The sequence below is a fragment of the Streptomyces sp. NPDC037288 genome (assembly GCF_055603265.1).
The window spans coordinates 196201-221995 of the sequence record NZ_JBVJVY010000003.1 but is presented as its reverse complement, the minus strand read 5'-3'; the positions used below and the strand labels follow the sequence as shown (position 1 = coordinate 221995).

Annotated in this window: 23 protein-coding genes, 1 tRNA gene and 2 pseudogenes; 12 read left to right on the top strand and 14 right to left on the bottom strand. The window is 70.3% G+C overall.

Features of this window, described 5'->3' with window-relative positions; all coding sequences use genetic code 11:
- Positions 1-9: 9 nt before the first annotated feature.
- Entirely contained in the window at positions 10-1260 is a 1251-nt protein-coding gene (locus ACZ7GZ_RS05145; RefSeq protein ID WP_471021075.1) for a PTS transporter subunit EIIC, read from the bottom strand.
- Between the two features lie 132 nt (positions 1261-1392).
- Positions 1393-2712, bottom strand: coding sequence for a PTS transporter subunit EIIC (locus tag ACZ7GZ_RS05140; protein ID WP_471021068.1), 1320 nt, complete (start codon positions 2710-2712; stop codon positions 1393-1395).
- A gap of 184 nt (positions 2713-2896) precedes the next feature.
- On the opposite strand from ACZ7GZ_RS05140, the gene ACZ7GZ_RS05135 reads away from it, so the two are divergent.
- From ACZ7GZ_RS05135 to ACZ7GZ_RS05125, 3 genes are all read left to right on the top strand, one after another.
- Positions 2897-3130: a PTS sugar transporter subunit IIB gene (locus tag ACZ7GZ_RS05135; RefSeq protein ID WP_471021067.1), complete on the top strand. Its 234-nt coding sequence runs from the start codon at positions 2897-2899 to the stop codon at positions 3128-3130.
- A 77-nt stretch (positions 3131-3207) separates the two neighbouring features.
- Positions 3208-3945, top strand: coding sequence for a ribonuclease PH (gene rph / locus ACZ7GZ_RS05130; protein ID WP_471021064.1), 738 nt, complete (start codon positions 3208-3210; stop codon positions 3943-3945).
- A gap of 130 nt (positions 3946-4075) precedes the next feature.
- Complete coding sequence (locus ACZ7GZ_RS05125; RefSeq protein ID WP_471021061.1) at positions 4076-4468, top strand: hypothetical protein; 393 nt, start codon at positions 4076-4078, stop codon at positions 4466-4468.
- Positions 4469-4520: 52 nt separating this feature from the next.
- Here the strand turns inward: ACZ7GZ_RS05125 and ACZ7GZ_RS05120 are convergent, their stop codons facing one another.
- Genes ACZ7GZ_RS05120 through ACZ7GZ_RS05105 form a run of 4 tightly spaced genes read right to left on the bottom strand, consistent with a single transcriptional unit; the run spans position 4521 to position 7816 of the window.
- Positions 4521-5222: a DUF1707 SHOCT-like domain-containing protein gene (locus ACZ7GZ_RS05120; RefSeq protein ID WP_471021059.1), complete on the bottom strand. Its 702-nt coding sequence runs from the start codon at positions 5220-5222 to the stop codon at positions 4521-4523.
- A gap of 9 nt (positions 5223-5231) precedes the next feature.
- A complete protein-coding gene (locus ACZ7GZ_RS05115) occupies positions 5232-6194 on the bottom strand; it encodes an ABC transporter ATP-binding protein (RefSeq protein ID WP_471021057.1) in 963 nt (320 codons plus the stop codon).
- A 1-nt stretch (position 6195) separates the two neighbouring features.
- A complete protein-coding gene (locus ACZ7GZ_RS05110) occupies positions 6196-6972 on the bottom strand; it encodes an ABC transporter permease (protein ID WP_471021247.1) in 777 nt (258 codons plus the stop codon).
- Positions 6973-7015: 43 nt separating this feature from the next.
- Positions 7016-7816, bottom strand: coding sequence for an ABC transporter permease (locus ACZ7GZ_RS05105; RefSeq protein ID WP_471021055.1), 801 nt, complete (start codon positions 7814-7816; stop codon positions 7016-7018).
- 1169 nt (positions 7817-8985) lie between these two features.
- Between ACZ7GZ_RS05105 and ACZ7GZ_RS05100 the strand changes: the two genes are divergently transcribed.
- On the top strand, positions 8986-11859 hold the full coding sequence (locus tag ACZ7GZ_RS05100; protein WP_471021245.1) for a transglycosylase domain-containing protein: 2874 nt from the start codon (positions 8986-8988) through the stop codon (positions 11857-11859).
- 46 nt (positions 11860-11905) lie between these two features.
- Here ACZ7GZ_RS05100 and ACZ7GZ_RS05095 read toward each other — a convergent pair.
- The 3 genes and pseudogenes from ACZ7GZ_RS05095 to ACZ7GZ_RS05085 all read right to left on the bottom strand — a co-directional run.
- Positions 11906-12034: pseudogene (locus ACZ7GZ_RS05095) on the bottom strand (SMR family transporter); the annotation flags it as partial.
- A gap of 59 nt (positions 12035-12093) precedes the next feature.
- On the bottom strand, positions 12094-12453 hold the full coding sequence (locus ACZ7GZ_RS05090; RefSeq protein WP_031159553.1) for a GroES family chaperonin: 360 nt from the start codon (positions 12451-12453) through the stop codon (positions 12094-12096).
- Positions 12454-12496: 43 nt separating this feature from the next.
- Positions 12497-12826 (bottom strand): DUF3618 domain-containing protein, encoded by a 330-nt coding sequence (locus ACZ7GZ_RS05085; RefSeq protein ID WP_471021053.1) that lies wholly within the window; start codon positions 12824-12826, stop codon positions 12497-12499.
- A 93-nt stretch (positions 12827-12919) separates the two neighbouring features.
- On the opposite strand from ACZ7GZ_RS05085, the gene bcp reads away from it, so the two are divergent.
- Together bcp and ACZ7GZ_RS05075 are read left to right on the top strand one after the other, a co-directional pair.
- The gene (gene bcp / locus ACZ7GZ_RS05080) at positions 12920-13387 is read left to right on the top strand and encodes a thioredoxin-dependent thiol peroxidase (RefSeq protein WP_471021052.1); all 468 of its coding nucleotides are present in this window, start codon (positions 12920-12922) and stop codon (positions 13385-13387) included.
- Positions 13388-13511: 124 nt separating this feature from the next.
- Positions 13512-13595, top strand: a tRNA-Leu gene (locus tag ACZ7GZ_RS05075).
- A 51-nt stretch (positions 13596-13646) separates the two neighbouring features.
- Here the strand turns inward: ACZ7GZ_RS05075 and rdgB are convergent.
- Entirely contained in the window at positions 13647-14249 is a 603-nt protein-coding gene (gene rdgB / locus ACZ7GZ_RS05070; RefSeq protein ID WP_471021050.1) for an RdgB/HAM1 family non-canonical purine NTP pyrophosphatase, read from the bottom strand.
- 25 nt (positions 14250-14274) lie between these two features.
- Positions 14275-15609: an SGNH/GDSL hydrolase family protein gene (locus tag ACZ7GZ_RS05065; protein WP_471021048.1), complete on the bottom strand. Its 1335-nt coding sequence runs from the start codon at positions 15607-15609 to the stop codon at positions 14275-14277.
- Positions 15610-15815: 206 nt separating this feature from the next.
- Here ACZ7GZ_RS05065 and ACZ7GZ_RS05060 point away from each other — a divergent pair, with 206 nt between their 5' ends.
- Both ACZ7GZ_RS05060 and ACZ7GZ_RS05055 read left to right on the top strand, forming a co-directional pair.
- Positions 15816-17132, top strand: coding sequence for a DUF445 domain-containing protein (locus ACZ7GZ_RS05060; RefSeq protein WP_471021046.1), 1317 nt, complete (start codon positions 15816-15818; stop codon positions 17130-17132).
- 95 nt (positions 17133-17227) lie between these two features.
- A complete protein-coding gene (locus ACZ7GZ_RS05055; protein WP_471021045.1) occupies positions 17228-18751 on the top strand; it encodes an MFS transporter in 1524 nt (507 codons plus the stop codon).
- 6 nt (positions 18752-18757) lie between these two features.
- On the opposite strand, the gene ACZ7GZ_RS05050 is transcribed toward ACZ7GZ_RS05055, so the two are convergent.
- Complete coding sequence (locus ACZ7GZ_RS05050) at positions 18758-18916, bottom strand: hypothetical protein (protein ID WP_471021258.1); 159 nt, start codon at positions 18914-18916, stop codon at positions 18758-18760.
- A gap of 3 nt (positions 18917-18919) precedes the next feature.
- On the opposite strand from ACZ7GZ_RS05050, the pseudogene ACZ7GZ_RS05045 reads away from it, so the two are divergent.
- Positions 18920-19192: pseudogene (locus ACZ7GZ_RS05045) on the top strand (helix-turn-helix domain-containing protein); the annotation flags it as partial.
- 51 nt (positions 19193-19243) lie between these two features.
- Here ACZ7GZ_RS05045 and ACZ7GZ_RS05040 read toward each other — a convergent pair.
- A complete protein-coding gene (locus ACZ7GZ_RS05040; RefSeq protein WP_471021043.1) occupies positions 19244-19546 on the bottom strand; it encodes a hypothetical protein in 303 nt (100 codons plus the stop codon).
- 185 nt (positions 19547-19731) lie between these two features.
- Between ACZ7GZ_RS05040 and ACZ7GZ_RS05035 the strand changes: the two genes are divergently transcribed.
- The 3 genes from ACZ7GZ_RS05035 to ACZ7GZ_RS05025 all read left to right on the top strand — a co-directional run bounded on the left by ACZ7GZ_RS05035 (position 19732) and on the right by ACZ7GZ_RS05025 (position 22451).
- Positions 19732-20160 carry an Hsp20/alpha crystallin family protein gene (locus ACZ7GZ_RS05035; RefSeq protein WP_471021042.1) on the top strand — a complete coding sequence of 143 codons (429 nt, stop codon included), beginning with the start codon at positions 19732-19734 and terminating at the stop codon, positions 20158-20160.
- 178 nt (positions 20161-20338) lie between these two features.
- Complete coding sequence (locus ACZ7GZ_RS05030) at positions 20339-20818, top strand: DUF2267 domain-containing protein (protein WP_471021041.1); 480 nt, start codon at positions 20339-20341, stop codon at positions 20816-20818.
- 172 nt (positions 20819-20990) lie between these two features.
- Positions 20991-22451 carry an FG-GAP-like repeat-containing protein gene (locus ACZ7GZ_RS05025; RefSeq protein WP_471021039.1) on the top strand — a complete coding sequence of 487 codons (1461 nt, stop codon included), beginning with the start codon at positions 20991-20993 and terminating at the stop codon, positions 22449-22451.
- A gap of 149 nt (positions 22452-22600) precedes the next feature.
- On the opposite strand, the gene ACZ7GZ_RS05020 is transcribed toward ACZ7GZ_RS05025, so the two are convergent.
- Positions 22601-25744 (bottom strand): DEAD/DEAH box helicase, encoded by a 3144-nt coding sequence (locus ACZ7GZ_RS05020; protein ID WP_471021037.1) that lies wholly within the window; start codon positions 25742-25744, stop codon positions 22601-22603.
- Between the last annotated feature and the right edge of the window lie 51 nt (positions 25745-25795).

Here is a 25795-nt window from a genome sequence, read left to right as displayed (position 1 = left end):
CGGCCGGCCTCACGCCTTCGTGAGGTCCTCGATCTCCTCCTCGGGCTCGCGGCCCGGGGTCGGGAGGTTGAACCTGATGATCGCGAAGCGGAAGACCACGTAGTAGATCACCGCGAAGACCAGACCGATGGGGATGATCATCCAGGGCCTGGTCGCCAGACCCCAGTTGAGGACGTAGTCGATCGCGCCGGCCGAGAAGCTGAAGCCGTGGTGCACGCCCAGCGACCAGGTCACCGCCATCGACACCGCGGTGAGGACCGCGTGGATCGCGTAGAGCAGCGGGGCGATGAACATGAACGCGAACTCGATCGGTTCGGTGATACCGGTGACGAACGAGGTCAGGGCGAGGGACAGCATCATGCCGCCGACGGCCTTGCGGCGCTCCGGGCGGGCACAGTGGGTGATCGCCAGGGCGGCGGCCGGGAGGGCGAACATCATGATCGGGAAGAAGCCGGTCATGAACTGGCCGGCGGTCGGGTCGCCGTGGAAGAAGCGGGGCAGGTCACCGTGCCACAAGGCGCCGGCGGAGTCCTTGTAGCTGCCGATCTCCTGCCAGGCCACCGTGTTCACGAACTGGTGCATGCCGATGGGCAGCAGACCGCGGTTGATGAGGCCGAACAGGCCCGCGCCGACCGCGCCGAGGCCGGTCATCCACTTGCCGAAGTCGGTGATGACGTTGCCGATGGGCTCCCAGATCAGGCCGAAGAGCACACCGATGCCGGTGCCGATGAAGGCCATCAGGATGGGGACCAGCCGGCGGCCGTTGAAGAAGCCCAGCCAGTCCGGCAGCTTGGTGCGGTGGAAGCGCTGCCAGACGACGGCGGCGATGAGGCCCATGACGATGCCGCCGAGCACCTTGGGGTCGTTGTAAGTGGCGGGGATGTCCGCGCCCTTGGTTATCCTGGCCTCGGTGATCGGGAACGCGGTCAGCACGTTCTTGTACACCAGGAAGCCGACCAGCGCCGCCAGCGCCGTGGAGCCGTCGGCCTTCTTGGCGAAGCCGATGGCGATGCCCACGCAGAACAGCAGCGGCAGGTTGCTGAAGACGGCGTCGCCGGCGGTGGCGAACACGGCCGCGACCTTGTTCCAGCCGAGGCCGTCCTTGCCGAACACGTCGTCCTGACCGAGACGCAGCAGGATGCCCGCCGCCGGCAGCACGGCGATCGGGAGCTGCAGGCTGCGGCCGACCTTCTGCAGGCCCTGGAACAGGCCGGATCCCCGCTTCTTCGCGGGAGCCGCCGTGGCGGTGGCGGTGCTCATGGTTGGTTGCCTCCATCGGTGGTGGTCTACACCACTCAGTGGTGTAGACCTGTTGTAGCACGATGAAGGCGGGATAAGGAACAACGAAATCCGCTACCGGCACGCTACGCGGCGTGCCGGTGTGATAAGAGGTCACGCCTTGGTGGTGTCCTCGACGTCCTCCTCCGGCTCGCGGCCCGGAGTCCTCAGGTCGAACCTGGTGATCGCGAACCGGAAGACGGCGTAGTACACGACCGCGAAGCACAGACCGATCGGGACGATCGCCCACGGTCTCGTCGCCAGGTTCCAGTTGATCACGTAGTCGATCAGGCCGGCCGAGAAGCTGAAGCCGTCGTGCACCCCGAGCGCCCAGGTCACCGCCATCGAGACGCCGGTGAGCACGGCGTGGACGGCGTACAGCAGGGGGGCGATGAACATGAACGAGTACTCGATCGGCTCGGTGATGCCGGTCACGAACGACGTCAGCGCCACCGACAGCATCAGGCCGCCGACCTCCTTGCGGCGGTGCGGCTTCGCGCAGTGGGTCATGGCCAGTGCCGCCGCCGGCAGCGCGAACATCATGATCGGGAAGAACCCCGAGGTGAACTGGCCCGCGTGCGGATCGCCCGCGAGGAACATGTTGATGTCGCCGTGCACCGGCTTGCCGCCCGGCGGCGTGTAGGTGCCGAACTGGAACCAGATGGGCACGTTCAGGAACTGGTGCAGGCCGATGACGAGCAGGGCGCGGTTGGCGACCCCGAAGATGCCGGCGCCCCAGGAGCCCGCGTCCCGCAGCCAGTGGCTGAAGCTCTCCAGGGCGTCGCCGATCGGCGGCCAGATCCACAGGCACAGCGCCGCGAAGGCGATGGCGACGAACGCCATGATGATCGGGACGAGCCGGCGGCCGTTGAAGAAGCCCAGCCAGTCCACCAGCCGGGTGCGGTGGAAGCGGGCCCAGAAGAAGGCCGCCAGCAGGCCCATGGTGATGCCGCCGAAGACACCGGGGTTCTGGAAGGTGAACGGCGTCACCGGGGCGGCCCCCGCCCCGACAACGACCTGGCAGCCGATGTCCGGCAGCGCCTTGGAACCGCCCGGGCACCGCTCGGGGAACTGGTGCAGGACGCCGTAGTAGACGAGGAAGCCCGCGACCGCGGCGAGCGCGGTCGAGCCGTCCGCCTTCCTCGCCATGCCGATCGCGACGCCGACGCAGAACAGCAGGGGCAGGCCGAGAGAGCCGTCGAGCAGCGCGCCGCCCGCGCCCTTCATCACCTTGGACACGTCCGTCCAGCCCAGGCCCTGGTCCCCGAACACGTCCGGCTGGCCCAGCCGGTTGAGGATGCCCGCGGCCGGCAGGACCGCGATCGGCAGCTGCAGGCTGCGGCCCATCTTCTGCAGGCCCTGGAACAGCCGGTTCCAGCGTTCGCGTGCGGGGCCCACCGTGTCCTGCCGGTTGCTGGCGCTCTCCGCGCTCATGGCGTCCTCCCGGCCACTCGACTCGGGCACGGTTTGGCGACCGTCCCCCGTGTGGTGTAGACCAGTTCGCGGACGGTTCCGCTGTCGTGATCGCCATCATTCGGCACGTACGGCATGACCGCTCGCGAAGATGGGCCAACTGTGGGTTACTGCGACAAAGCGGTTCGGATCAGGGAGAGGGAACATGGCCAGCAAGGCTGAGAAGATCGTCGCCGCCCTCGGCGGCATCGACAACATCGAGGAGATCGAGGGCTGCATCACCCGGCTGCGCACCGAGGTGTCCAACGCCTCCCTGGTCGACGAGGCCGCCCTGAAGGCCGCCGGCGCCCACGGCGTCGTCAAGATGGGCACCGCCATCCAGGTCGTCATCGGCACCGACGCCGACCCGATCGCCGCGGAGATCGAAGACATGATGTGAGCCGAAGGGTTCACCTGAAAGGGGCTCTTCCCGACGCGGGAGGAGCCCCTTTCGCAGGTACGGCTAGGCTCGACGGCATGTCTCGTATCGACGGCCGTACCCCCGAACAGCTCCGCCCGGTCACCATCCAGCGGGGATGGAGCAAGCACGCCGAGGGCTCCGTCCTCGTCTCCTTCGGCGACACCAAGGTGTTCTGCACCGCCTCCGTGACCGAAGGCGTCCCGCGCTGGCGCAAGGGCAGCGGTGAGGGCTGGGTCACCGCGGAGTACGCCATGCTGCCCCGCGCCACCAACACCCGCGGCGACCGCGAGTCCGTCAAGGGCAGGATCGGCGGCCGTACCCACGAGATCTCCCGGCTCATCGGCCGCTCCCTGCGCGCCGTCATCGACTACAAGGCGCTCGGCGAGAACACCGTCGTCCTCGACTGCGACGTCCTCCAGGCCGACGGCGGCACGCGTACGGCGGCGATCACCGGCGCGTATGTGGCGCTGGCCGACGCCGTCGCCTGGGCACAGGGCAAGAAGCTGATCAAGGCCGGCCGGCAGCCGCTCACCGGCACCGTGAGCGCGGTCTCCGTGGGCATCGTCGGCGGCGTTCCACTGCTCGACCTCTGCTACGAGGAGGACGTGCGCGCCGACACCGACATGAACGTCGTCTGCACCGGCGACGGCCGCTTCGTCGAGGTCCAGGGCACCGCCGAGGCCGAGCCGTTCGCCCGCGAGGAACTCAACGCCCTGCTCGACCTCGCCGTCACCGGCTGCGCCGAACTCGCCGCCCACCAGCGTGCGGCTCTCGAGGCCACGCTCGGAAACTGAGGGCGGAACAAGGGCGGAACACGGACGGAAGTAAAGGGCAGACCAACGAAACGGGTGCGCGCGGGCAACCCGCGCGCCCTCCCCGTCGTCCTAGCTACGGACAGCCTTACCAGGGGAGGGGAACACCACCATGGCCGTCAGCCGACGCCGTCTCACCGCCGTCGCCGCCGTGGCGCTCGCCGCGCTCACGGCCGGTCTCACCACCGGCTGCGACGCCGTCGACAAGGCACTGGACTGCGTACAGACCGCCGACTCCATAGCCGACAGCGTCACCGACCTGCAGCAGGCCGTGGAGAACGCCGCCAACGATCCCGGCCGGGCCGACGCCTCCCTCGACGCCATCGAGAAGAATCTGAAGAAGATCGGCGACAGGACGGACAACGCCGACCTCAACAAGGCGGTGGACGACGTGAACAGGGCGGTGGGCAACGTGCGGACCGCCATCAGGAACGGCGACAAGACACCGGACGTGGGCCCGGTCACGGACGCGGCCGGCGAACTGACCAAGGTGTGCACGAAGTAACGCCCCGAAGGGGCGCGGGCAACCACCGTGCACCCGCAGTGGACGACGCCGCTCAGCGCCCCCGACGCAGCTCCCGCTCCTCGCGGCGCTCCAGCCTGTCCTGACGGCGCTGTTCCTTCAGGCGTTTCTGCTCGGCCCGCGTGACCTTGCGCTCCACACCGACCCCGCCCCAGAAGGCGAACCCGCCGATGATCACGCGCGGAGCGCCCGGCTCCGGCGGGCCGTCCTCCCTCGGGTGGTCGAAGCCGCCCATGACGCCGATGCCGCGGACGACGACCTCGACCCCCGGCTCCACGGTGACCTGGACGCCGCCCATGATCGCCACGCAGTTGATCTGGACCTCGCGGTCCGCGAAGTTCGCCTCCCGCAGGTCGATCTCGCCGCCGCCCCAGAACGCGAAGCAGTTGAACAGCTTCGGCACCGTCCAGCGGCCCTTGCGCTGGAACCCCGACATGATGGCGACCGCGCCCGCCGAGGAACCCGCGCCCCCGACGATCCGCGACGCCCAACTCCCGCCCTCCGCGGGCTCCTTGGTCAACGACACGGGCATGGGCGTCACCGCGCCGGCCGCCGGCAGGTCGCGGGTGAGCGGCGCCAGCTCGCCGTAGGTACGCGCCTTGTACGCCGCCTCCAGCCGATCCTCGAACTCCGCCATGTCGAGCCGGCCCTCGGCCAGAGCGTCCCGCAGGACCTCCGCGACCCGGTCACGGTCGCTGTCGGACGCCCGGAGGTCCGGACTTGCGTCGTCGGTCATGACAGAAGCCTACGAGACCGCCTTCTCCGCGTACATCTTCGCGATGACCGCCTCGATGTCCGGCTCCCGCACCGACAGGTCCACCAGCGGATACTCCGCCGCCAGATGCGCGACGAGCGGCGCCGCCGACTGCCCCGCCGGGAACGCCAGCCACTGCCGCGGCCCCTCGACCCGCACCACCCGCGCCGACGGCACCCGAACCGGCGGCAGCTCCCGCTCCAGGTCCACCACCAGCGTCCGCTCGCTCTCCCCGGCCTCGTGCAGCCCCGCGAGCGGACCGTCGTACATCAGCCGCCCGTGGTCGATCACCATCACCCGCGAGCACAACTGCTCGATGTCCTGCAGGTCGTGCGTGGTCAGCAGCACCGTCGTGCCCCGCTCGGCGTTCGACTCCCGCAGGAACTCCCGGACCCTGGCCTTCGACACGACGTCCAGGCCGATCGTCGGCTCGTCCAGGTACAGCACCTCCGGGTCGTGCAGCAGCGCCGCCGCGATGTCCCCGCGCATCCGCTGCCCGAGCGAGAGCTGCCGTACCGGCACGTCCAACAGGACCCCCAGGTCCAGGAGTTCCACCAACCGGTCCAGGTTCTCCCGGTAACGGGCGTCCGGGATCCGGTACATGCGGTGCGCCAGCCGGTAGGAGTCGATCAGCGGCAGGTCCCACCACAGGGTCGTACGCTGACCGAACACCACCCCGATCCGGTGCGCCAGCCGCCTGCGCTCGCTCGACGGGTCGATGCCCGCCACCCGCAGCCGTCCCGCGCTCGGCGTCAGGATGCCGGTCAGCATCTTGATCGTCGTCGACTTCCCGGCGCCGTTCGGCCCGATGTACCCGACCATCTCCCCGCGCGCCACGGTGAACGAGATCGAGTCGACCGCCCGTACCTCGCGCCGCTCCCGTTTCAGGAACCCGGTCTTCTTGCGGACCTCGAAGACCTTCTCGACCTTCTCGAGGGCGATGAAATCGCTCACGCTAGCTCCCTGTGCTCCGGTACGAACGAAGTCCCGCCCGCCAGGCCAGCCCCGCCAGCGCACCACACGCCACCGCCACCAGCGGCGGTGTGAACGCCGTCCACTGCGGCAGCCGCAGCGGATACGGCCGCCCCAGCACATAGGCCGCGGGCAGCCAGTTGACGAAGGCCAGCGGCAGTACGAACGTCACGCCGCGCACCAGGTCCTTCGCGAACACCGTCGGCGGATACTGCAGCAGCGTCGTACCGCCGTAGGTGAAGGCGTTCTGCACCTCCGAGGCGTCCTGTGCCAGGAACTGGAAGGCCGCCCCCGCCACGAACACCGCGCAGAAGATCCCGCAGCCGCTCACCACCATCACCGGCATCAGCAGCAGCTTCAGCGGCGTCCAGTCGACATCCAGCCGGACGAGGGCCCATCCCAGCACCAGCAGGCCCTGCGTCACCCGGCCCAGCCGCCGCAGCGCGAACTGGTCGGCCGCCACCTGCGCCAGCACCGGCGCCGGGCGCACCAGCAGCGTGTCCAGCGTGCCGTCGCGCACCCGCCGCCCCAGCCGCTCCATCGACCCGATCACCAGATCGGCCAGCCCGAAGGCCGTACCGGACAGGCCGTACAGGAACGCCACCTCGGGCAGCGACCAGCCGCCGAGAGCGTCCACCCGCGAGAACATCAGCAGGATCGCGACGAAGTCGAAGAAGGTCGCCGAGAAGTTCCCGAACGTGGTCATCGCGAAGGAGGCGCGGTAGGCCATGGTGGACCTGATCCACATCCCGGCGATCATCAGATAGGCCCGCAGCCCCTCCCGCACCCGGCCGGTGCCGGTCTCACCCACCCTGGACCACCACCCGCCGCGTCGCCGCCGACTGCACCAGCCGCCCGGCACCCAGCAGCACCACCGCCCACGCCCCCTGGAACAGATACGTACCCAGCGGGTCCCCGTGCCCGAGCAGGATCTGCGCCGGCGCCTGGAGCAGCGAGGACCACGGCAGAACCCGTACGACCTCGCCGAGCGCCCCCGGGAAGACGTTCAGCGGCAGCAGCATGCCCGAGCAGAAGAACCCGGCGAGCCAGGACATCTGCGTCACACCCTGGCCGTCCAGCAGCCAGAACGCGCTGAGCGCCACCAGGTACCGGATGCCGAACCCGACGAGCATCGCCAGCAGCACGGCGACCAGGAAGGCGGCCCAGGTGCCCACGTCCGTCGGCAGGTACACCGGGAAGCACAGGGCGCCGAAGACGAAGGGAACGAGCCCCCGCCCCAGCAACTGGAAGCACGCCCGGCCCAGATCCGTGGCCAGCCACCACAGTTGCAGGTCGGCGGGCCGGTACAGGTCGATCGCCACGTCCCCCGTACGGATGCGTTCCATCAACTCGTTCTCGACGCCGCCGCCCCCGATCGCGAGCGCCGCGAGCAACGCCTGCCCCAGCCACACGTACGTCACGACCTGCGCCTGGTCCCACCCGCCCAGGTGCGGCCGCTCGTCCCACAGCGCGCGATAGGTGGAGACAAGGATCAGCCCGAAGACGGTGTTGGTGAACACCCCTGCCGCAGTGGCGGCCCGATACGTCGCGTACCGTCTGAATCCCCCCGCCGCGACGGCCACGTACAACCGTCCCGCGCCCACGCCAGTCCACCTCCTGGGACCGCTCGACACCGAAGCGCAGGAGCCTAGTCCAGGGGCCCGGACGCCGGCCACGCAATATTCGTGCCCGAAGCGTGCCGGGATCCGGGAACGGAACGCCAGGTGCGAGAGTCTTCCAACCGGGGGCGCAGAAGCGTACGAGACGTACGGGAACGTACGACGCGAAACAGGAGTCCGTGCACGACATGAGCGACGAGCCGCAGCCGCAGCAGCCGAACGAAGGCGTGCCGCCGAAGAAGCCGCTGCCGGCTGAAGGGCCCGGTGACCCCGGGGGCCGCGACGCGCCGGCCGCCGACAGGGTCACGGGGACCGGCAAGCCGACACCACCCCATGAGACCACCGCCCCGGCGGACCCCGAGGAGGCCACCGGCAACCGGGCGCAGGGGGCCGGGCGGGCGGAGCAGCGCGGCCGGGCCCGGCAGCCCGGGCTGGGCCGGACGGGTGACGGTACGCCGACCCAGGACCGCCCGGCTCCGGCGGACCGTCCGGCCCAGGACCGGACCGCCTCCATGGCCCGGGCCCGCCAGGCGGCCCGAGGCAGCCGCACGGACCGGGCGACGCCCGCGCAGGGCGGCGACACGGCTTCCGGTGAGGCTGCTGGTGGTGTGCCGACGGCTCGCGACGGCTCGGGTCCGGCATCGGGCACAGGTCCGGCCGCTCGCGGGGGCTCGGGCGCCGAGGGCGGTCCGGTGGCTCGCGGGGGCTCGGTGGCCGGTGAGGGCGCGGAGTCCGGCGACGGTCCGGCGGCACGTGCGGGTTCGGCTTCGGCTTCGGGCAGGCGTCCGGCGGCTCGCGGGGGGTCGGGCGCCGAGGGCGGTCCGGTGGCTCGCGGCGGCGCGGCTTCCGGTGAGGCTGCTGGTGGTGTGCCGACGGCTCGCGACGGCTCGGGTCCGGCATCGGGCACAGGTCCGGCCGCTCGCGGGGGCTCGGGCTCCCAGGGGGGTCCGGCGGCTCGCGGCGGTGGGGCTGCTGGTGGTGCGTCGGGGGCCCCCCGGGGTTCCGGCTCCGGCACGGGGCCGGCGGCTCGCGGGGGCTCGGTGGCCGGTGAGGGCGCGGAGTCCGGTGGGGCCACGGGGGCGCAGGCCTCGCAGGCGTCCGACGTGTCCGCCCGGCGGCGTGGTGACTCGGCACAGCCGGCCGAGAGCACCCAGGTGCTCCGGCGGGTCACGGCGCCCCGAGGCTCCCAGGACGACCAGTCCGGCAAGGAGGCCGGTGCGGCTCAGGGCGCCGGTGAGACGCGGGCGCCCGAGACCACCCAGGTCCTCCGGCGCGTCGGCGTGCCCCGAGCGGCCGAGCCGGGTGACCCCGCCAAGCCGGCGGCCGCCTCCCCGGCCGGAGAGCCGAACCCTGCCGGCCCTACGACCCGGGCCACCGGCCCCGGCGCCACCGGCCGCACCCCTCGTACGAACCGTGCCGCCCAGGCGGCCGGAGCGGCCGGCGCCGCCGCGGCCGGTGCCGCGGGCGCCGCAGGCCAAGCAGCCCAGGCCGGCCCCGCAGGCGCGCTCGGCGCGGCCGGAGCGGCCGCCCGCGACCGCCGCGCCGGCCCCCAGCCGACCACCGGCGGGAACACCACCGGCGCCAAAGCCGGCACCGCCCCAGGCCAGGACACCACCGCCCTCGCCGCCACCCCCGGTGACGGTCAGCCCGCCGGAGGCGACGGCAAGGGCAAGGGGAAGAAGCCCAAGCGACCCAAGCGGACCGGGTGGCGGCGGATCATCCCCACCTGGCGCATGGTGCTCGGCACCTTCGTCATCGGCATCCTTCTCCTCGTCGGGCTCTTCTTCCTCGGCTACTCCCTCGTGAAGATCCCGCCCGCCAACGCCCTCGCCACCAAGCAGGCCAACGTCTACTTCTACGCCGACGGCTCCCAGATCGCCCGCGACACACGCGACAGCCAGGTCAACCGCGAGAACGTCGGCCTCGCCGAGGTCTCCAAGGACGCCCAGCACGCCGTACTGGCCGCCGAGGACCGCGACTTCTACACCGAGTCCGCCGTCGACCCCAAGGCCATGCTCCGCGCCGCCTGGAACACCGCCACCGGCAAGGGCAAGCAGTCCGGCTCCACGATCACCCAGCAGTACGTGAAGAACTACTACCTGGCCCAGGAGCAGACGCTCACCCGCAAGGCCAGGGAGTTCTTCATCTCGATCAAGCTGGACCGCACCAAGTCCAAGGACCAGATCCTGGAGGGCTACCTCAACACCAGCTACTTCGGCCGCGGTGCCTACGGCATCCAGGCCGCCGCCCAGGCCTACTTCGGCGCCGACGCCAGGGACCTCGACCCGGCCCGCGCCGCCTACCTCGCCGCGCTCGTCAACGCGCCCAGCGAGTACGACGTCGTCGCCCACCCGGAGAACAAGGCCGCAGCCGTCGCCCGCTGGAACTACGTCCTGGACGGCATGGTCAAGAAGGGCTGGCTCAGCGAGTCCGAGCGCGCCGGCATGAAGTTCCCCATGCCGAAGGAACAGACGGTCTCCACCGGCCTGTCCGGCCAGCGCGGTTACCTGGTGGACGCGATCAAGCACTACCTGGCCGCGAACAACATCCTCGACGCCGACCAGCTCGCCGCCGGCGGCTACCGCATCACCACCACCATCCAGAAGAACAAGCAGGACGCCTTCGTCAAGGCGGTGGACGACCAGCTGATGTCCAAGCTGGACAAGAAGAACAACCCGAGGGACAAGTACGTCCGCGCGGGCGGCGCCTCCATCGACCCCAAGACCGGCAAGGTCGTCGCCATGTACGGCGGCATCGACTACGTGAAGCAGTACACCAACGGCGCGACCCGCGGTGACTTCCAGGTCGGCTCCACCTTCAAGCCCCTGGTGTTCACCTCGGCGGTGCAGAACGGCTCGACCACCCAGGACGGCCGCACCATCACCCCGAACACCATGTACGACGGCACCAACAAGCGGCTCGTCGAGGGCTGGAGCGGCACGCCCTACAACCCGGAGAACGAGGACCAGAAGTCGTACGGCCCGATCACCGTGACCAAGGCGACGGACCTGTCCGTGAACTCCGTCTACGCCCAGATGGCCGCCGACGTCGGCCCGTCCAAGGTCAAGCAGACCGCGATCGACCTCGGTATCCCGGCCGACACCCCGGACCTGTACCCGTCCCCGTCGATGGCGCTCGGCACCGCCACCGCCAGTGTCCTGGACATGACGGAGGCGTACGCGACGATCGCCAACCACGGCAAGCACGGCACGTACACCCTGATCGAGAAGATCACCAAGGACGGCACCAAGGACGTGTCGCTGCCCGACCAGCCGGTCAAGCAGGCCGTCAGCCGGGAGGCCGCCGACACCACCACGTCGGTCCTGCAGAGCGTCGTCGACAACGGCACCGCCCTCGCCGCGCAGGACGCGGGGCGCCCGGCGGCCGGCAAGACCGGCACCGCCGAGAACGACACCGCCGCCTGGTTCGCGGGCTACACCCCCGACCTGGCCACGGTCGTCTCCGTCATGGGCCAGGACCCGGTGACCGCCAAGCACATGCCGCTGTACGGCACCCTCGGCCAGCCCCGTATGAACGGCGGCGGCCCGCCCACCCAGATCTGGGCCCAGTACACGCGCACGGCTCTCAAGGGCACCCCGGCGAGCGACTTCGACCTGCAGCTGCAGCAGGGCGCCGACCAGCCCCAGCCGCCCAGCACCGGTTCCTCCCCCCAGCCGGGCACCACCGGCAACCAGGACAACGGCGGTGCGACCACCGGCGGCGGCCAGGGCAACGGCGGTGCGACCGCGAGCCCGACCGGCGGCGGCACCGCCACCGGTACCCCCACCACCGGCGGTGCGACCACCGGCGGCGACACCACGGGCGGTGACACCACCGGCGGCACCACCACCGGTACCCCCACCACCGGCGGTGACACCACCGGTGGCGACGCCACGGGCGGTGACACCACCGGTGGCGACGCCACGGGCGGTGACACCGCCGCGGGCGGTACGGACGCGGGCGGCGGCACGGACGGCGGCGGTACGACCGGCACGGCCGCCGGCCCCGGGGGCGGCCCCGTCACCTGACGTCCGACCGCTCCCAGTGACCGCTGGTCGCCTTCATCCCCACCACGACGATCCCGGCGCCGGTGCACACACTGGGCACCAGCCGGGTGAAGCCCTCGGTGTACTTCATCCCGATCGACCAGCCCACTTCCAGCAGACCGGCGACGACCAACAGAACCCAGCAAGAACAGCACAAAGGGGCCGGTGACCATCGTCACCGGCCCCTTTGTGCCGCCGGGTTACCGTGGGACCCGGTTACAGGTACAGACCCGTGGAGTCCTCCGACCCCTCGAAGCGGTCCGCGGCCACGGCGTGCAGATCCCGCTCGCGCATGAGCACGTACGCCACCCCCCGCACCTCGACCTCGGCCCGGTCCTCCGGATCGAACAGGACCCGGTCACCCGGCTCCACGGTCCGTACGTTCTGCCCGACCGCGACGACCTCGGCCCAGGCCAGCCGCCGTCCGACCGCCGCGGTGGCGGGAATCAGAATGCCGCCACCCGACCGCCGCTCGCCCTCACCGGTCTCCTGCTTGACCAGAACCCGGTCGTGCAGCATCCGGATCGGGAGCTTGTCGTGATGAGGGGTGCTGTGCTGGTTTCTGTTGGCGCTCACGCCTCGAACCTACCTGTCCTCGCCCTGCTCGTACGCGCCCGGGTCAGCCCTTGCGCCGCCGCGAGCCCACCGTGAGCAGCCCGACGACGCCGACGGCCAGCAGCGCGACCGGCACGACCCGCTCCAGCCGCAGCCCGCCCTCCGTGTCGACGAACTGCGCCCGCACCTCGCTCACCACGCGATTGACCTGGACGTAAGCCCGCCCAACGGTGTGATCGAGGTTGGCCACGACCTTCGCCTTCGCATCCCCGACGATCGTCTTCGGATGCACCCGCACCCCGATCTCGTCGAGCGTCTCGGCCAGCACTTCACGGCGGCGCTTGATGTCCGCCTCGATCTGCGCCGGGGTTCTGGTGTCCGACGTGTCCGCCACCGTACGGCCTCCGAAGTCTTCTGATGCTGTCCCGAACAGTCTGTCAGCTTCTGCTCCCCGCGCACCGCAAGGCCCCCCGGTTACCCTTGCCCGATGAGCGAGCGACTCCAGCCGGGGGACGTGGCCCCCGCCTTCACCCTCCCGGATGCCGACGGCAACGACGTATCCCTCGCGTCCCACAAGGGCCGCAAGGTCATCGTCTACTTCTACCCGGCCGCCCTGACCCCCGGCTGCACCAAGCAGGCCTGCGACTTCACGGACAACCTGGAGGTCCTGGCCGGCGCCGGCTACGACGTCATCGGCATCTCGCCCGACAAGCCGGAGAAGCTGGCCACGTTCCGCGAGAAGGAGTCCCTCAAGGTCACGCTGCTGGCCGACCCGGAGAAGAAGGTCACCGAGGCCTACGGCGCGTACGGCGAGAAGAAGAACTACGGCAAGACCTACATGGGCGTCATCCGCTCCACGGTCATCGTGGACGAGGAGGGCAGGGTCGAACGCGCCCTGTACAACGTCCGCGCCACCGGCCACGTGGCGAAGATCATCAAGGATCTGGGTATCTGAGGCCCCTGTTCGCCGCTGGCGGCTCGCACCGGCTGTCCTGCCCCGATTGCCATGCGATCACCAGCACCTGGTGCAGGGGAGGCAGAAGACGACGGACCACTCCCGGTACGATGACAGGCGACCCGCGGCGGTGGCGCAACGGCGACGCAGCAGGTTTAGGTCCTGTGGCCCCTGACCGGGCTTGAGGGTTCGAATCCCTTCCGCCGCACCCGAACGGCCTGCGAATCGCAAGCGCGACTCGTAGGCCGTTTTCGTGCCTTCAGGCGAGCAGCTCCCGCACCACCGGCACCAGCGCCCGGAACGCCTTCCCCCGGTGGCTGATCGCGTTCTTCTCCGCGGGGCTCAGCTCGGCACACGTGCGCGTCTCGCCCTCCGGCTGGAGGATCGGGTCGTAGCCGAAGCCGTTCGTGCCGGACGGGGCGTGCCGTAGGGCGCCCCGGAGGCGGCCCTCGACCACCCGCTCCGTGCCGTCCGGCAGGGCCAGGGCGGCGGCGCAGGCGAAGTGGGCGCCCCGGTGTTCGTCCGTGATGTCGGCGAGCTGGGCCAGGAGAAGCTCCAGGTTGGCCCTGTCGTCGCCGTGGCGGCCGGACCAGCGGGCGGAGAAGATGCCGGGGGCGCCGTTCAGGACGTCGACGCAGAGGCCCGAGTCGTCGGCGACGGCGGGCAGACCGGTGGCCTGGGCGAGGGCGTGTGCCTTGAGCAGGGCGTTCTCGGCGAAGGTGACGCCCGTCTCCTTCACGTCGGGGACGTCCGGGTAGGCATCCGCACCGACGAGTTCGTGCGGCAGGCCTGCTTCGGCCAGGATGGCCCTCAGCTCGGTGATCTTTCCGGCGTTGCGGGTGGCGAGGATCAAGCGGGTCATGCCCGCCAGTATTCCTCGCCCGCGGTCACAGCTCCGCCTGGCCGGCGCCGTCGAGTGTGTTCAGGTCGAAGATCGCGGCCATCCTGCTGAAGCCCAGGTCGCTGGGGTGCAGGTGGTCGCCGGAGTCGTAGTCGGGGCGCAGGCGGTGGGGGGCGTAGGGGTCGCGCAGCGCCTTGTCGAAGTCGACGACGGCGTCGTACACCCCGCCGGCCCGGATCTCCGCGTTGATCTGCTGGCGTACCGCCTCGCGGGCCGGGGTGTAGCCGCGGTGGCCGCCGAAGGGCATCAGTGTGGCGCCGACGACCTTCAGGCCGCGGGCGTGGGCCTGGCGGACCAGGGTGCGCAGGCCGGTGAGGATGCGGTTCGGGTCGGCGAGTTTCGGGTTGCGCAGGATGTCGTTGATGCCCAGGTCGATGACGGCGACCTTGACGCCCGGGTGGGAGAGCGCGTCGCGGCCGAAGCGGTCGAGGCCGGCCTGGTTCTCGGCAGGGCGGCCGAGGCCGTCGGCCAGGACCTGGTTGCCGCTGATGCCCTCGTTCACCACGCTGTAGCGCGGCAGGTGCCGCCCGCCCTCGAGCGCGGTGCGCAGCCGGGCCGCGAGGATGTCCGGCCAGCGGTGGTTGGCGCCGGTGGTGGAGGTGATGCCGTCGGTGATGGAGTCACCGAAGACGACGACCGTGCCGTCGGCCTCGTTGCTGAGGACGTCCAGACTGGTCAGGTAGCGCCAGTACGGCGTCTGTTCGGTGTACGGGGTGCCGGTCGAGTCCTCGGTGCGGTCGCCGTCGGCGACGTAGGAGATCTGCCGTGCGTGCGGGTGGTAGGTGACCGGTCCGGACGGGGTGGGGGAGTAGGTGGTGACCAGGACGTCGCTGTCGTGCGGGACGGTGAGGCGTACGGCGTCGCTGACGATCTGTCCGCCGGCGGGTATGACGACACCGGTGGCGCCGTCGAAGGTGAGGCGGCGCATCGAGTCCGGGTCGGCCGCGGCGGTGGCGTCGCCCGCGGAGAGTGCGATCGAGGCGTGGGTGAGGGTCAGCGGGGCCTGGCCGTAGAGGTTGGACAGGGTGATCCGGGCACTCGTACCGCCGGTGCTCGCGTGGACGACGTTGCGCACCGAGTGGCCCGCGAGGCCCGCGGTCTCGGTGCCGGGCTCGCCGCCGACCGGGGCGGTGGCCCAGGCGCCGACCCAGGTGCCGGTGGAGGCGGGGGCGACGGAGGAACCGTGGTGGGGGCGGTCGTCGGCGAGAGGGCCGCGCGGGGTGCCGTCGTCGGCCGCCACGGTGAGGTAGATGGCGGCGGAGACGGCCAGGACGAGCGCGACGAGCGCACTCAGTACCGCATAACCATGACGCTTGGTCACGCTTGTGTTGTTCTCCTCGGGATGGGAGCGCGGGGCTCCGATCTTGATGAGCCCATGATGCGTCATGGGCCGGGCAGAGCTGTCAGGGCCCTGCCTAAACCCCCGCTCAGACAGACGCCGGGAACTCCTGTTCCGTTCCGGGAGTCGGTCAGGAAGGGACAATTGTGTGCGGGATCACCGACCGGTGGAGCTGACGGGTGGAGCTGATGGGACCTACGGAGACCGGAACGGCGCCGGCGCGGGGTGTGTCGTACAAGACCATGACGGCCTTCACCCCGGCCGACGAGGAGCGTCGGCGCGGGGTGCGGCGGATGAAGCTGACGGCGACGGCCATGCTGCTGTTCGTGGCGGTGGTCTACGTCCTGGCCAAGGTCGCCGCGCACGAGGGCGCGGGCCCCTGGGCGGAGTATGTGGCCGCCGCCGCCGAGGCCGGCATGGTGGGCGCGCTGGCCGACTGGTTCGCGGTCACCGCGCTCTTCCGCCACCCGCTGGGGCTGCCCATCCCGCACACCGCGATCATCCCGACCAAGAAGGACCAGCTGGGCGTCTCGCTGGGCGAGTTCGTCGGCGAGAACTTCCTCTCCGGGGACGTCGTACGGCAGCGGCTGCGCGCGGTGGGCATCGGCAGCCGGCTCGGGGCGTGGCTGGCCGAGCCGGAGCACGCGGACCGGGTGACGGCGGAGCTGGCCACGGCGCTGCGGGGTGCGCTGACGGTCCTCAGGGACTCGGATGTGCAGGCGGTCGTCGGTGAGGCGATCACCCGGCGGGCGAACGCGCAGGAGATCGCGCCGGGTATCGGCAAGACGCTGGAGCGGATCGTCGCCGACGGCGGGCACCGGCGGGTGGTGGACCTGGTGGTGGGCCGTGCGCACGACTGGCTGGTGCTGCACCGGGACGATGTGATGGTGGCCGTGGAGGGCGGCGCGCCCGGCTGGACGCCGCGGTTCGTGGACCGCAGGGTCGGCGAGCGGGTCTACAAGGAGCTGCTGCGGTTCGTGACCGAGATGCGGGACATGCCCTCCCATCCGGCGCGCGGCGCGCTCGACCGTTTCCTCACCGACTTCGCCTCCGACCTGCAGTCCGACACGGACACCCGGGCGCGGGTGGAGCGGCTCAAGGGCGAGGTGCTGGGCCGGGGCGAGGTGCAGGATCTGATCGCGTCCGTCTGGACGGCCGTACGGTCCATGATCGTGGCGGCGGCCGAGGACGAGCGCAGTGAGCTGCGGATGCGGGTGCGGGCGGCACTGCTGTCGCTGGGTGCGCGGATGGCGACCGAGCCGAAGGTGCAGGAGAAGGTCGACAGGTGGGTCGAGGGGGCGGCGGTGCACGTGGTGACGACGTACCGCGCGGAGATCACCTCGCTGATCACGGACACCGTGGCGGGCTGGGACGCCGAACACACCACCCGGAAGATCGAGGCGCACATCGGCCGCGACCTGCAGTTCATCCGGATCAACGGCACGGTGGTGGGGTCGCTGGCGGGGCTGCTGATCTACGCGGTGACGCGGACGCTGGGCGCCTGAGCCCGCAGCCGGTACCGACTGATTCCGCAGGGTGCGGGCACCCGTCCTGCTGTGTCCCCCTCTGGTCAGGGGGTCCTTCGACGAGGAGGGAGCCCATGAGCGCCGCAGCCGAGGCACCGTCGCCGCAGACCGGCCGGACCATCACCACCGACATCCCCGCCCGGCTGGACCGCCTGCCCTGGTCCCGCTGGCACTGGACGATCGTGATCGGCCTGGGCACCGTCTGGATCCTGGACGGCCTGGAGGTCACGGTCGTCGGCAACATCGCCGGCCGGCTGGCCGAGCCCGGCAGCGGTGTGTCGATCACCTCGGGCCAGATCACCGGTGTGGCCGCCGCGCTGTATGTGGCGGGTGCCTGCTCGGGCGCGCTCTTCTGGGGCCGGCTGACCGACCGCTTCGGCCGCAAGAAGCTCTTCATGATCACGCTGGCGGTGTACCTGGCGGCGACGGCCCTGACGGCGGTCTCCTGGGAAGCCTGGTGGTTCTTCCTCTTCCGCTTCCTGACCGGCTTCGGCATCGGCGGCGAGTACGCGGCGATCAACTCCGCGATCGACGAGCTGATCCCGGCGCACTACCGCGGCCGGGTCGACCTGGTCATCAACGGCAGCTTCTGGCTCGGCGCGGTCGGCGGCTCGCTGCTGTCGATCGTCGCGCTCGACACCGACCTGCTGGCCCGGAACGTCGGCTGGCGGCTGACATTCGCCCTCGGCGCCGTACTCGCCCTGGTCATCCTCCTGGTACGGCGTCACGTCCCGGAGAGCCCGCGCTGGCTGCTGATCCACGGCAGGGACGGGGAGGCGGAGGAGATCGTCTCGGGCGTCGAGCGACGGGTGGAGCGGGAGAAGGGCGTCACACTGCCCGAGCCGCACGGTGAGCTGGAGATCCACCAGCGCAGGAGCGTGACGTTCCTGGAGATCGCCCGCACGGTCTTCGGGCAGTACCGCAGGCGAGCGGTGCTGGGTTTCTCCCTCTTCATCGGCCAGGCGTTCCTGTACAACGCGATCACCTTCGGCTTCGGTGCCATCCTGACCAGGTTCTTCGACGTGCCCTCCGACCGCACCGGCTACTACTTCGCGGTGATCGCCGTCGGCAACTTCTGCGGTCCGCTGCTGCTGGGCAAGCTGTTCGACACGGTGGGGCGCCGGGTGATGATCTCCTCGACGTACCTGCTCTCGGGCCTGCTGCTGTTCGGCACGGCGTGGCTGTTCGGCCGGGGCGCGCTGGACGCGGGCACGCTGACGGCCTGCTGGTGCGTGGTGCTGTTCTTCGCCTCGGCGGGTGCCTCCAGCGCCTACCTCACCGTCTCGGAGATCTTCCCGATGGAGACGAGGGCGATGTCCATCGCCTTCTTCTACGCCCTCGGCACCGCGGCCGGCGGCATCAGCGGCCCGCTGCTCTTCGCCGACCTCACCGGCACCGGCAAGACCGGCGACACGGTCCTGGCGTTCTCCATCGGCGCGGCCCTGATGTGCGCGGCGGGCCTGGTCGCCGCCTTCCTGGCCGTACGGGCCGAACGCCGCTCCCTGGAGGACATCGCCCGCCCGCTGACGGCGGTGGCGGGCCGGGCCAGGGCGGCGACGCGGGGTACACAGGCACCGTCGGCGCCGAGCACGCCGTAACGGGTGTCAGGCGCCGGTGGTGGAGCCGGGCCACACGATCACCAGGACGGTCACGGTGGCCCACAGCAGGTTGAAGACACCGGTGGCCATGACCAGCCGTGCGGGATCCGTGCTGCGGCCCTCCAGCAGCGCGCTCTGGTCGGGCAGCGCCGGCGCGGTGAGCACGACACGCTCGACGAGATCGCGGCGCAGGCGGGCATGAGTACCCGCACCCTCAACCGCCGCTTCCGCGAGCAGACCGGCACCACGCCGCTGCAGTGGCTGCACCGGGCGCGGGTACGGCGGGCCCGGCACCTGCCGGAGACCACGGCGCACCCCGTGGAACGCCTCGCCGTCCAGACGGGTTCCGGCTCACCGGCGGCCTTCCGGGAACGGTTCCGGAGGGGGGTGGGGACGAGCCCGCAGGCGTGCCGGAGGGCGTTCCGGACGGGGGTGCCGTAGCCGGGCCGGTATCGGCGGTGCCCATGTCCCTGGGCCCTGCGGCCGGCGTCTCTAGGCCTTGCGGTCGGCGACGGCCCAGGAGACGAGGGCGACGGCGCCGGCGACGCCGAGGACGGACGGCCAGGCGCCGACCTTCTTCGCCAGCGGGTGGGACCCGGCGAACGCGGCGACATAGGCGGCGGTCAGCGCACCAGCGGCCTTCCCGCCGGCCCGCTTGCGCCACTGCTGAGCGGCGGCAGCCCCAGCGACGGCCAGCACGGCCCCGCCGAGCTGCCGCTTCTTGGTCCACCGGGCGACGCCGTACCCGCCGACGAGTCCGGCACCGGCGACGACCGCACTGGGAACCCCGGCCATGACTGCCTCCTCCTGCTCGGTTCCTGCCTTGTATCTCGGGTTTGCCTGATGTCTCGGGCCGAGGCTAACGCGCATGCGCCCGGACTCCCTTAACTTGAGTCCAGGCTTGTCAAGTTTGAGGCGGAGAGTTATATAAGAAGCCGTAGGGCATCGCATCCGAACCCTGAAGAGAGGAGTGACCTGTGATGCTCATGCGCACGGACCCCTTCCGTGATTTCGACCGCCTCACGCGACAGCTCTTCGGAGACGCGACGCGCCCGGCCGCGATGCCGATGGACGCCTACCGGGCAGGGGACGACTTCCTCGTCCACTTCGACCTGCCCGGCATCGACCCCGAGACGATCGAACTGGACGTCGAGCGCAACGTCCTCAACGTCCGCGCCGAGCGCCGCAGTCCGGCCCCCGAGGACGCGGAGCTGCTCGTGGCGGAGCGCCCCACGGGCACCTTCAGCCGCCAGCTGTTCCTCGGCGACACCCTCGACACGGACCGCATCGACGCGTCGTACGAGGCCGGCGTCCTGACCCTGCGTATCCCGGTGGCCGAACAGGCCAAGCCACGCCGCATCCAGATCACCGGCGGCGACACCGGCGACCGCAAGCAGCTCAGCGGCTGACCGCAGGTCCGCCGGCGGGCGGCCTCCAGACGTCGGCGACGACCGACACCACCCGCCCCGAGCGACACATTGGCCGAACTCCAGCCCATGCCGCTCGCATTACGGGGTACCGGGGCACTGCCCCGGTACCCCGAACCGTCGAAGTGACCACCTGTGTCCCGGAGAAGGAGCCAGCACGATGACCGTGACGACGCCCCCGCCGCCCAGAACGACCATCCCCGCCGCATCCCCCCTCCCCCGTGACCCTGCTGCCGACACCGCACGCTGGGAGGAACTGACGGAGGCGGTACGGGAGGCGGGCCAGTACACGACGAGGGCGGAGGCGGAACACGTGACCCGCACGGTCCTCTCGGCCCTGGGCGCCCACGTGACCGGCGACGAACGCGTGGCCCTCGCCCACGCCCTCCCCCGGGAGGCGGCCCGAGTGATCGCTTCCCAGATCCCCGCGACGCACCCCCTCACCGCCCGGGAGTTCGTCGACTCGGTAGCCACCCGCATCGAGGGCGCGACCCCGGCAACGGCCCGCTGGGACGTCAGCTCGGTCCTGAGTGTCCTGGCGAACCGGGTGGGCACCCCCCTGACCACCCGCCTTTTGACCCAACTCCCCCCGGGCTACGCCCTGCTCTTCGGCCGAGCGGACCTGGCCCCGACGACCTGAGACACGGCACCGGGCGCCGCACACCCCCTGTGCGGCGCCCGCCGCGTGCGCCGGTGTCGTACGCGGGGAAGCGGGATGCAGAGATCCGCACAACCGTTCGCGCCCCTCGGGGGTCTTGGAGGTGCAATCGATCGAGATCTTGCACATCGAGTTCTTTATGGGGGGAACGGACGTGCGCAGCCGCATCCGTCACGCAGTCGTGATCGCCGCAGCGGCCACGACGACCACGGCTCTCACCGGGGCCCTGCTCGTCTCCACAGCTACCCAGGGCCAGGCCGCCACCACCACGGGACCCGCGCCCACCCGGTACACCGACGACTTCAACGGTGACGGGTACCACGACCTCGCCATCGGCGCACCGGACGGCGCGGTGAACGTCCCCGGTCCGGACGGGAACCCCGTCCAGGCCGTGAACGCGGGCTACGTCACCGTCTCGTACGGCTCGAAGTACGGCGCCCAGCAGACCGGCCTGAAGGCCGTCACCCAGAACAGCCCCGGCGTGCCGGGCGATGCGGGGCAGGACCAGCGGTTCGGCCGGACGCTCGCCAACGGCGACTTCAACGCCGACGGCTACGCGGACCTCGCGGTCGCCTCGCGCTCCGGCGGCCTCGACGAGGTCACCCTGCTCTGGGGCAGCCCCACCGGTCTCAAGGGCGGCGTCCGGGTGTCCGGCAGTGAGGCCGGACCCGGTTTCGGCACGGTGCTGAAGGCCGGCGACTTCACCGGAGACGGGAAGACCGACCTGATCGTCGGCTACACCATGGCGCTCCGCCTGTACCGGGGGCCCTTCAAGGCGGACGGCTCGCCTGCCTCGGTCCAGCCGGTGGACGTGGGCGCCGCGTTCACCTACACGGACGCCCAGCAGCGGCTGGCCGTGGGCCGGATCAACAAGGGCGCCACCGACGACCTCGTGGTGCTCGGCGAGAACCGCAGGCGGGGCCGGGTGCTGCTCGGCGGTGCGTCCGGGCTGCGTCAGACCCCGGCCACCGTCCGGGGCGGCGACAGCGTCGTGATCGCCGACTTCGACAAGGACGGACACGGCGACGTCGCGGTGGGCGACTCGGCCTACGAGACGGACTCCGAGCGCCGCGCGGGCCGGGTCCAGATCAGCTACGGCGCCTCCGGCGGCGTGGACGAGAACCGCGCCACCAAGGTGTTCACCGAGGACAGCGCCGGCATCCCGGGCGGCATGGAGGCGGGGGACAACTTCGGCGCCGACGTCACCGCGGGCGACCTCAACCGGGACGGCTACGCCGACCTGATCGTCGGCGCTCCCGGCGAGCGGCACGCCACCTGCGAACACTGCTACATCAGCGGGGGCGGAATGTACGTCCTCAAGGGCTCAACCAAGGGGGTGACCGGCACCGGTGCCGCGTTCTACGGCTACGACACGGCCGGTCTGCCCCGCCCCGCAGGCGTCTACCGCATCCCCCACCTGCTCAGGACCACAGACCTGAACGGCGACGGGCAGCCCGAGATCGCCCTGCCGGTCCGGGCGAACACGTCGGAGGTCTGGTCGGTCGGAACGAAGGACGGCAAGATCGCCGGAACCACACCCACCCGCGTGGTGAAGCCCCCGGTCGACCCCCAGGTCCGCTGGCCCGGAGCCGAGTTCGGCGTACTCACCGGCTGACCCCGCCTCTGCGCGCAGCCACTCGAAGTCCCCAGGGCCCATCGCTCGCCCCGCCGGCGGCATGGGCTCCGGGGCGCAACATGCCTGGGCCCTGACCGCGACGGAGGAAGCGGCAACGCACTTCGAGGCCGAGGTCGAAGCCGAGAAGTTCACCCGGTGGTGATCGCGGCGGAGTACGACCACACATCCGCGGGGAGCTCATGCTCCAGGTCCCAAGTGATCGCCATGGGCTTGCTGCCGCTGTGCTTCACATAGGTGGCCGGGCCGAGGAGCATCCAAGGCTCGGCCTTGCCGATACTGTTCTCGCTGTAGCGGCGCAGGAACAGCAGAACGTGGCTGCCCTGTTCGATGTGGTGCTGGTAGCGCAAGCCGGTCCGCGAGCTCTCGGACGTGTTGTTCTGGGACTCCCAGTGGTACCGGGTGGGGCTGATCGCGTAGTCCTTGTAGCGGACAGTGGGGGAGAAGTCTCGTTCGTTCTTCTCCGAGGTGATGAAGAGAACGTCCGTCTTGATGTCCTCGACCCAGCTCACTCCCTGGCTGAAGACGCCTGGCATCTGACCTCCCAGCCGCGCCACTCCCAGTGCAGCGAGGATCTCGGAGCGGTTGTAGGAGCTGTGGATCTTCAGCGGGATGTGGCCGAGCGGGCCGCTCGGTGAGATGGGGAAGTGATCGGTCCGGTTGAGGACATATGTCAGCACCTGCCGTAGTTCATCGCGGACCCGTTCCTGGGCACGCAGGGATTCCAGTCCCTCCCGGTAGCTGGAGAAACCGCCCGCCTTGTCCCACAGGTTGAAGAAGAGCATGCGGGCGTACACCTGCTCGGCTTGGGGGAGGGAGCGGTAGTCGGGGGCGTCGTCTGCGAGGAGGCGCAGATACGTCTGGGCCCGCTCGGGGTCGTCCACGTGAAGGAAGGCGTGGACGCGCTTGAGGAGCTCCTCCTCGCCGGGCAACGCGGCTACCTTGGTGATCGCCGCCTTCCGCAGGATCGTGGTCCACGAGTTCTTGTTCTTGTAGAGCTCCTTGATGTCCCTCCGGCTCTCTCGGAGGTAGGCGTCGAGCGTGGGCGTGCCGTAGTCCCGAACCTCCTTCGCCAGTGTGTTGATCGTGGCGTTCAGCTGGGTGCGGATGTTGTCGAGGACGAGGTCCTTGGACTTGCCCTCCAGAATGATCTGGCAGCCGGAGGGCAGCTGAGGGAAGCCACGTTCGATACCGTTGACAAGGCGGTTGCGGGACAGGTTCGTCAGTGCTCGGAACTGCTCCTCGAAGCGGAACTCCGCCCGGTGCTGGCCGATGAAGTCGAGAACGGTCAGCACGGGTTTGTTCGGCGTACGGCGCAAGCCGCGCCCCAGTTGCTGGAGGAAGACGGTCGCGCTGTTCGTGGGACGCAGGAGCAGTAGCGTGTCGACCTCCGGGATGTCGAGGCCCTCGTTGAACAGGTCGACAGAGAAGATCACCTGGATTCGGCCGGCCTTGAGGGCATCGAGCGTCTGCTCGCGCTCTGCGGGAGATGAGTCGCTGTCGAGGGCAGCGGCCCGAAGCCCCGCCTTGCGGAATTCGTCGGCCATGAAGTGTGCGTGTGCCTTGGTCACACAGAATCCCAAGGCGCGCATGACGGAGGGATTGGAGATCTTGTCCCTGACCTGCTTGATGACGATGAGAGTTCGTGCGTGGCTCGCTGTGAGGAGGTCGCCGAGTTCGTCCCTGTCGTAGTTGCCGTTTCGCCAGTTCAGCTGTGTGAGATCGGTGCCGTCCGGGATCCCGAAGTAGTGGAAAGGGCACAGCAGATCGGCCTCAAGGGCCTCCCACAGCCGCATTTCGGCAGCGATCCGCCCCCCGAAGAACTCGTCTTGAACATTGAACCCGTCCATCCGCTCCGGTGTCGCGGTTAGGCCAAGTAGTTCGGTGGGCTTGAAGTGGTCGAGGACACGGCGGTAGGTGCTCGCCGTGGCGTGGTGGAACTCGTCGATGACGATGACGTCGAAATGGCCGGGATCGATCTGTTCCAGCCGTTGGAGGCCGAGGGACTGGACGCTCGCGAAGACGTGGGTCCAGTCGCGGGGTTCCCGGCCGTTGTAGAGCAGTTCACCGAAGGAGGCGTCGGCGAGTACCTCCTGGTAGGTGCGCAGAGATTGCCGCAGGATCTCCTTGCGGTGCGCCACGAAAAGCAGCCGAGGGAGCTCTCCGCCGCGCCGATCACGCATGGCGCGGTAGTCCAGGGCGGCCATGACTGTCTTACCGGTGCCGGTGGCTGCCACCAAGAGGTTGTCGTGGTGGTGGCGAATCTCGCGCTCGACCCGGAGGCGTTCGAGCATGTCCCGCTGGTGCGGGAAGGGCTGCACTTCGAGACCGGAGAGGTTGATCTTGAGGTCGTCGCCGGCCCGATCACCTCCTGCCTGGGCGAGCGCTTCGTCGAGGCGCTTCCCGTCCTCGTCGGGGTCGTACACCTCGAAGGCGGGGTCATTCCAGTAGGCGTCGAAGGTCGCCTCGAACTTGTCGAGCACGTGAGGCGTGGCGATCGAGGACAGCCGTACGTTCCACTCCAGGCCATCGAGCAGCGCGGCCTTGGAGAGGTTGGAGCTGCCCACGTAGGCCGTGTTGAAGCGGCTTCTGCGGCGGAACAGCCAGGCCTTCGCATGCAGACGTGTTGACCGTATCTCGTAGTTGACCTTCACCTCGGCATCGAACTCGCGGACGAGGCGGTCCAGCGCGTGTCGGTCGGTGGCCCCGATGTAGGTGGTTGTGATGACCCGGATAGGGACTCCCCGCTTCTTCGCCGCGCGAAGTGAGTCCTCGAGTACCCGGATGCCATGCCACTTCACGAAGGCGCACAGCAGGTCGATGCGGTCGGCCGTGGCGAGCTCCGCCCGTAGCTCAGCGCCAAGGTTGGGGTCGTCCGGGGCGTTGGTGATCAACCCGGTCTCGGAGAGGGGCGTCAGGGGGCGGACCGCGTATACGCCGGGGGCTTCCCGCTCCGCGAGGGCGAGGAGTTGGCGTGGTCCGTCGGCGATGGTCCCGTCGATCTCGTCCTCGTCCGGATCGGGTGCACTGGCGGCCAGCGACTGCATGATCTGGTTGGCGGCGGTCACCTGCTTGTCACGCGGCAGTCGGGCCAGCCGACGTGCCACTGCCTCGCCGATGTGGCGGGCCAGAACGTGCGGTGCGGACTCCGCGCTGACCTCGGCGTCGACGGCTTTCCACCCTGCGGCTTCGAGCCCGACTATCCGGTCGTGCAGGTCTTGGGTGACGAGCTTCTCGTAAACGCCTGCGTGGTTCAGCTCCCCCGGTGCCGTCACGTCCGCTCCTCCCAATTCTGGGGTCGATACGGACCTGTTGTAACAGCAGCC

Bases quoted from the DNA above. Each gene is read 5' to 3' on its own strand.
- ACZ7GZ_RS05145 (WP_471021075.1), bottom strand. From the start codon at position 1,260: ATGAGCACCGCCACCGCCACGGCGGCTCCCGCGAAGAAGCGGGGATCC.
- ACZ7GZ_RS05140 (WP_471021068.1), bottom strand. From the start codon at position 2,712: ATGAGCGCGGAGAGCGCCAGCAACCGGCAGGACACGGTGGGCCCCGCA.
- ACZ7GZ_RS05135 (WP_471021067.1), top strand. From the start codon at position 2,897: ATGGCCAGCAAGGCTGAGAAGATCGTCGCCGCCCTCGGCGGCATCGAC.
- rph (WP_471021064.1), top strand. From the start codon at position 3,208: ATGTCTCGTATCGACGGCCGTACCCCCGAACAGCTCCGCCCGGTCACC.
- ACZ7GZ_RS05125 (WP_471021061.1), top strand. From the start codon at position 4,076: ATGGCCGTCAGCCGACGCCGTCTCACCGCCGTCGCCGCCGTGGCGCTC.
- ACZ7GZ_RS05120 (WP_471021059.1), bottom strand. From the start codon at position 5,222: ATGACCGACGACGCAAGTCCGGACCTCCGGGCGTCCGACAGCGACCGT.
- ACZ7GZ_RS05110 (WP_471021247.1), bottom strand. From the start codon at position 6,972: ATGATCGCCGGGATGTGGATCAGGTCCACCATGGCCTACCGCGCCTCC.
- bcp (WP_471021052.1), top strand. From the start codon at position 12,920: ATGAGCGAGCGACTCCAGCCGGGGGACGTGGCCCCCGCCTTCACCCTC.
- rdgB (WP_471021050.1), bottom strand. From the start codon at position 14,249: ATGACCCGCTTGATCCTCGCCACCCGCAACGCCGGAAAGATCACCGAG.
- ACZ7GZ_RS05060 (WP_471021046.1), top strand. From the start codon at position 15,816: ATGGGACCTACGGAGACCGGAACGGCGCCGGCGCGGGGTGTGTCGTAC.
- ACZ7GZ_RS05055 (WP_471021045.1), top strand. From the start codon at position 17,228: ATGAGCGCCGCAGCCGAGGCACCGTCGCCGCAGACCGGCCGGACCATC.
- ACZ7GZ_RS05040 (WP_471021043.1), bottom strand. From the start codon at position 19,546: ATGGCCGGGGTTCCCAGTGCGGTCGTCGCCGGTGCCGGACTCGTCGGC.
- ACZ7GZ_RS05035 (WP_471021042.1), top strand. From the start codon at position 19,732: ATGCTCATGCGCACGGACCCCTTCCGTGATTTCGACCGCCTCACGCGA.
- ACZ7GZ_RS05030 (WP_471021041.1), top strand. From the start codon at position 20,339: ATGACCGTGACGACGCCCCCGCCGCCCAGAACGACCATCCCCGCCGCA.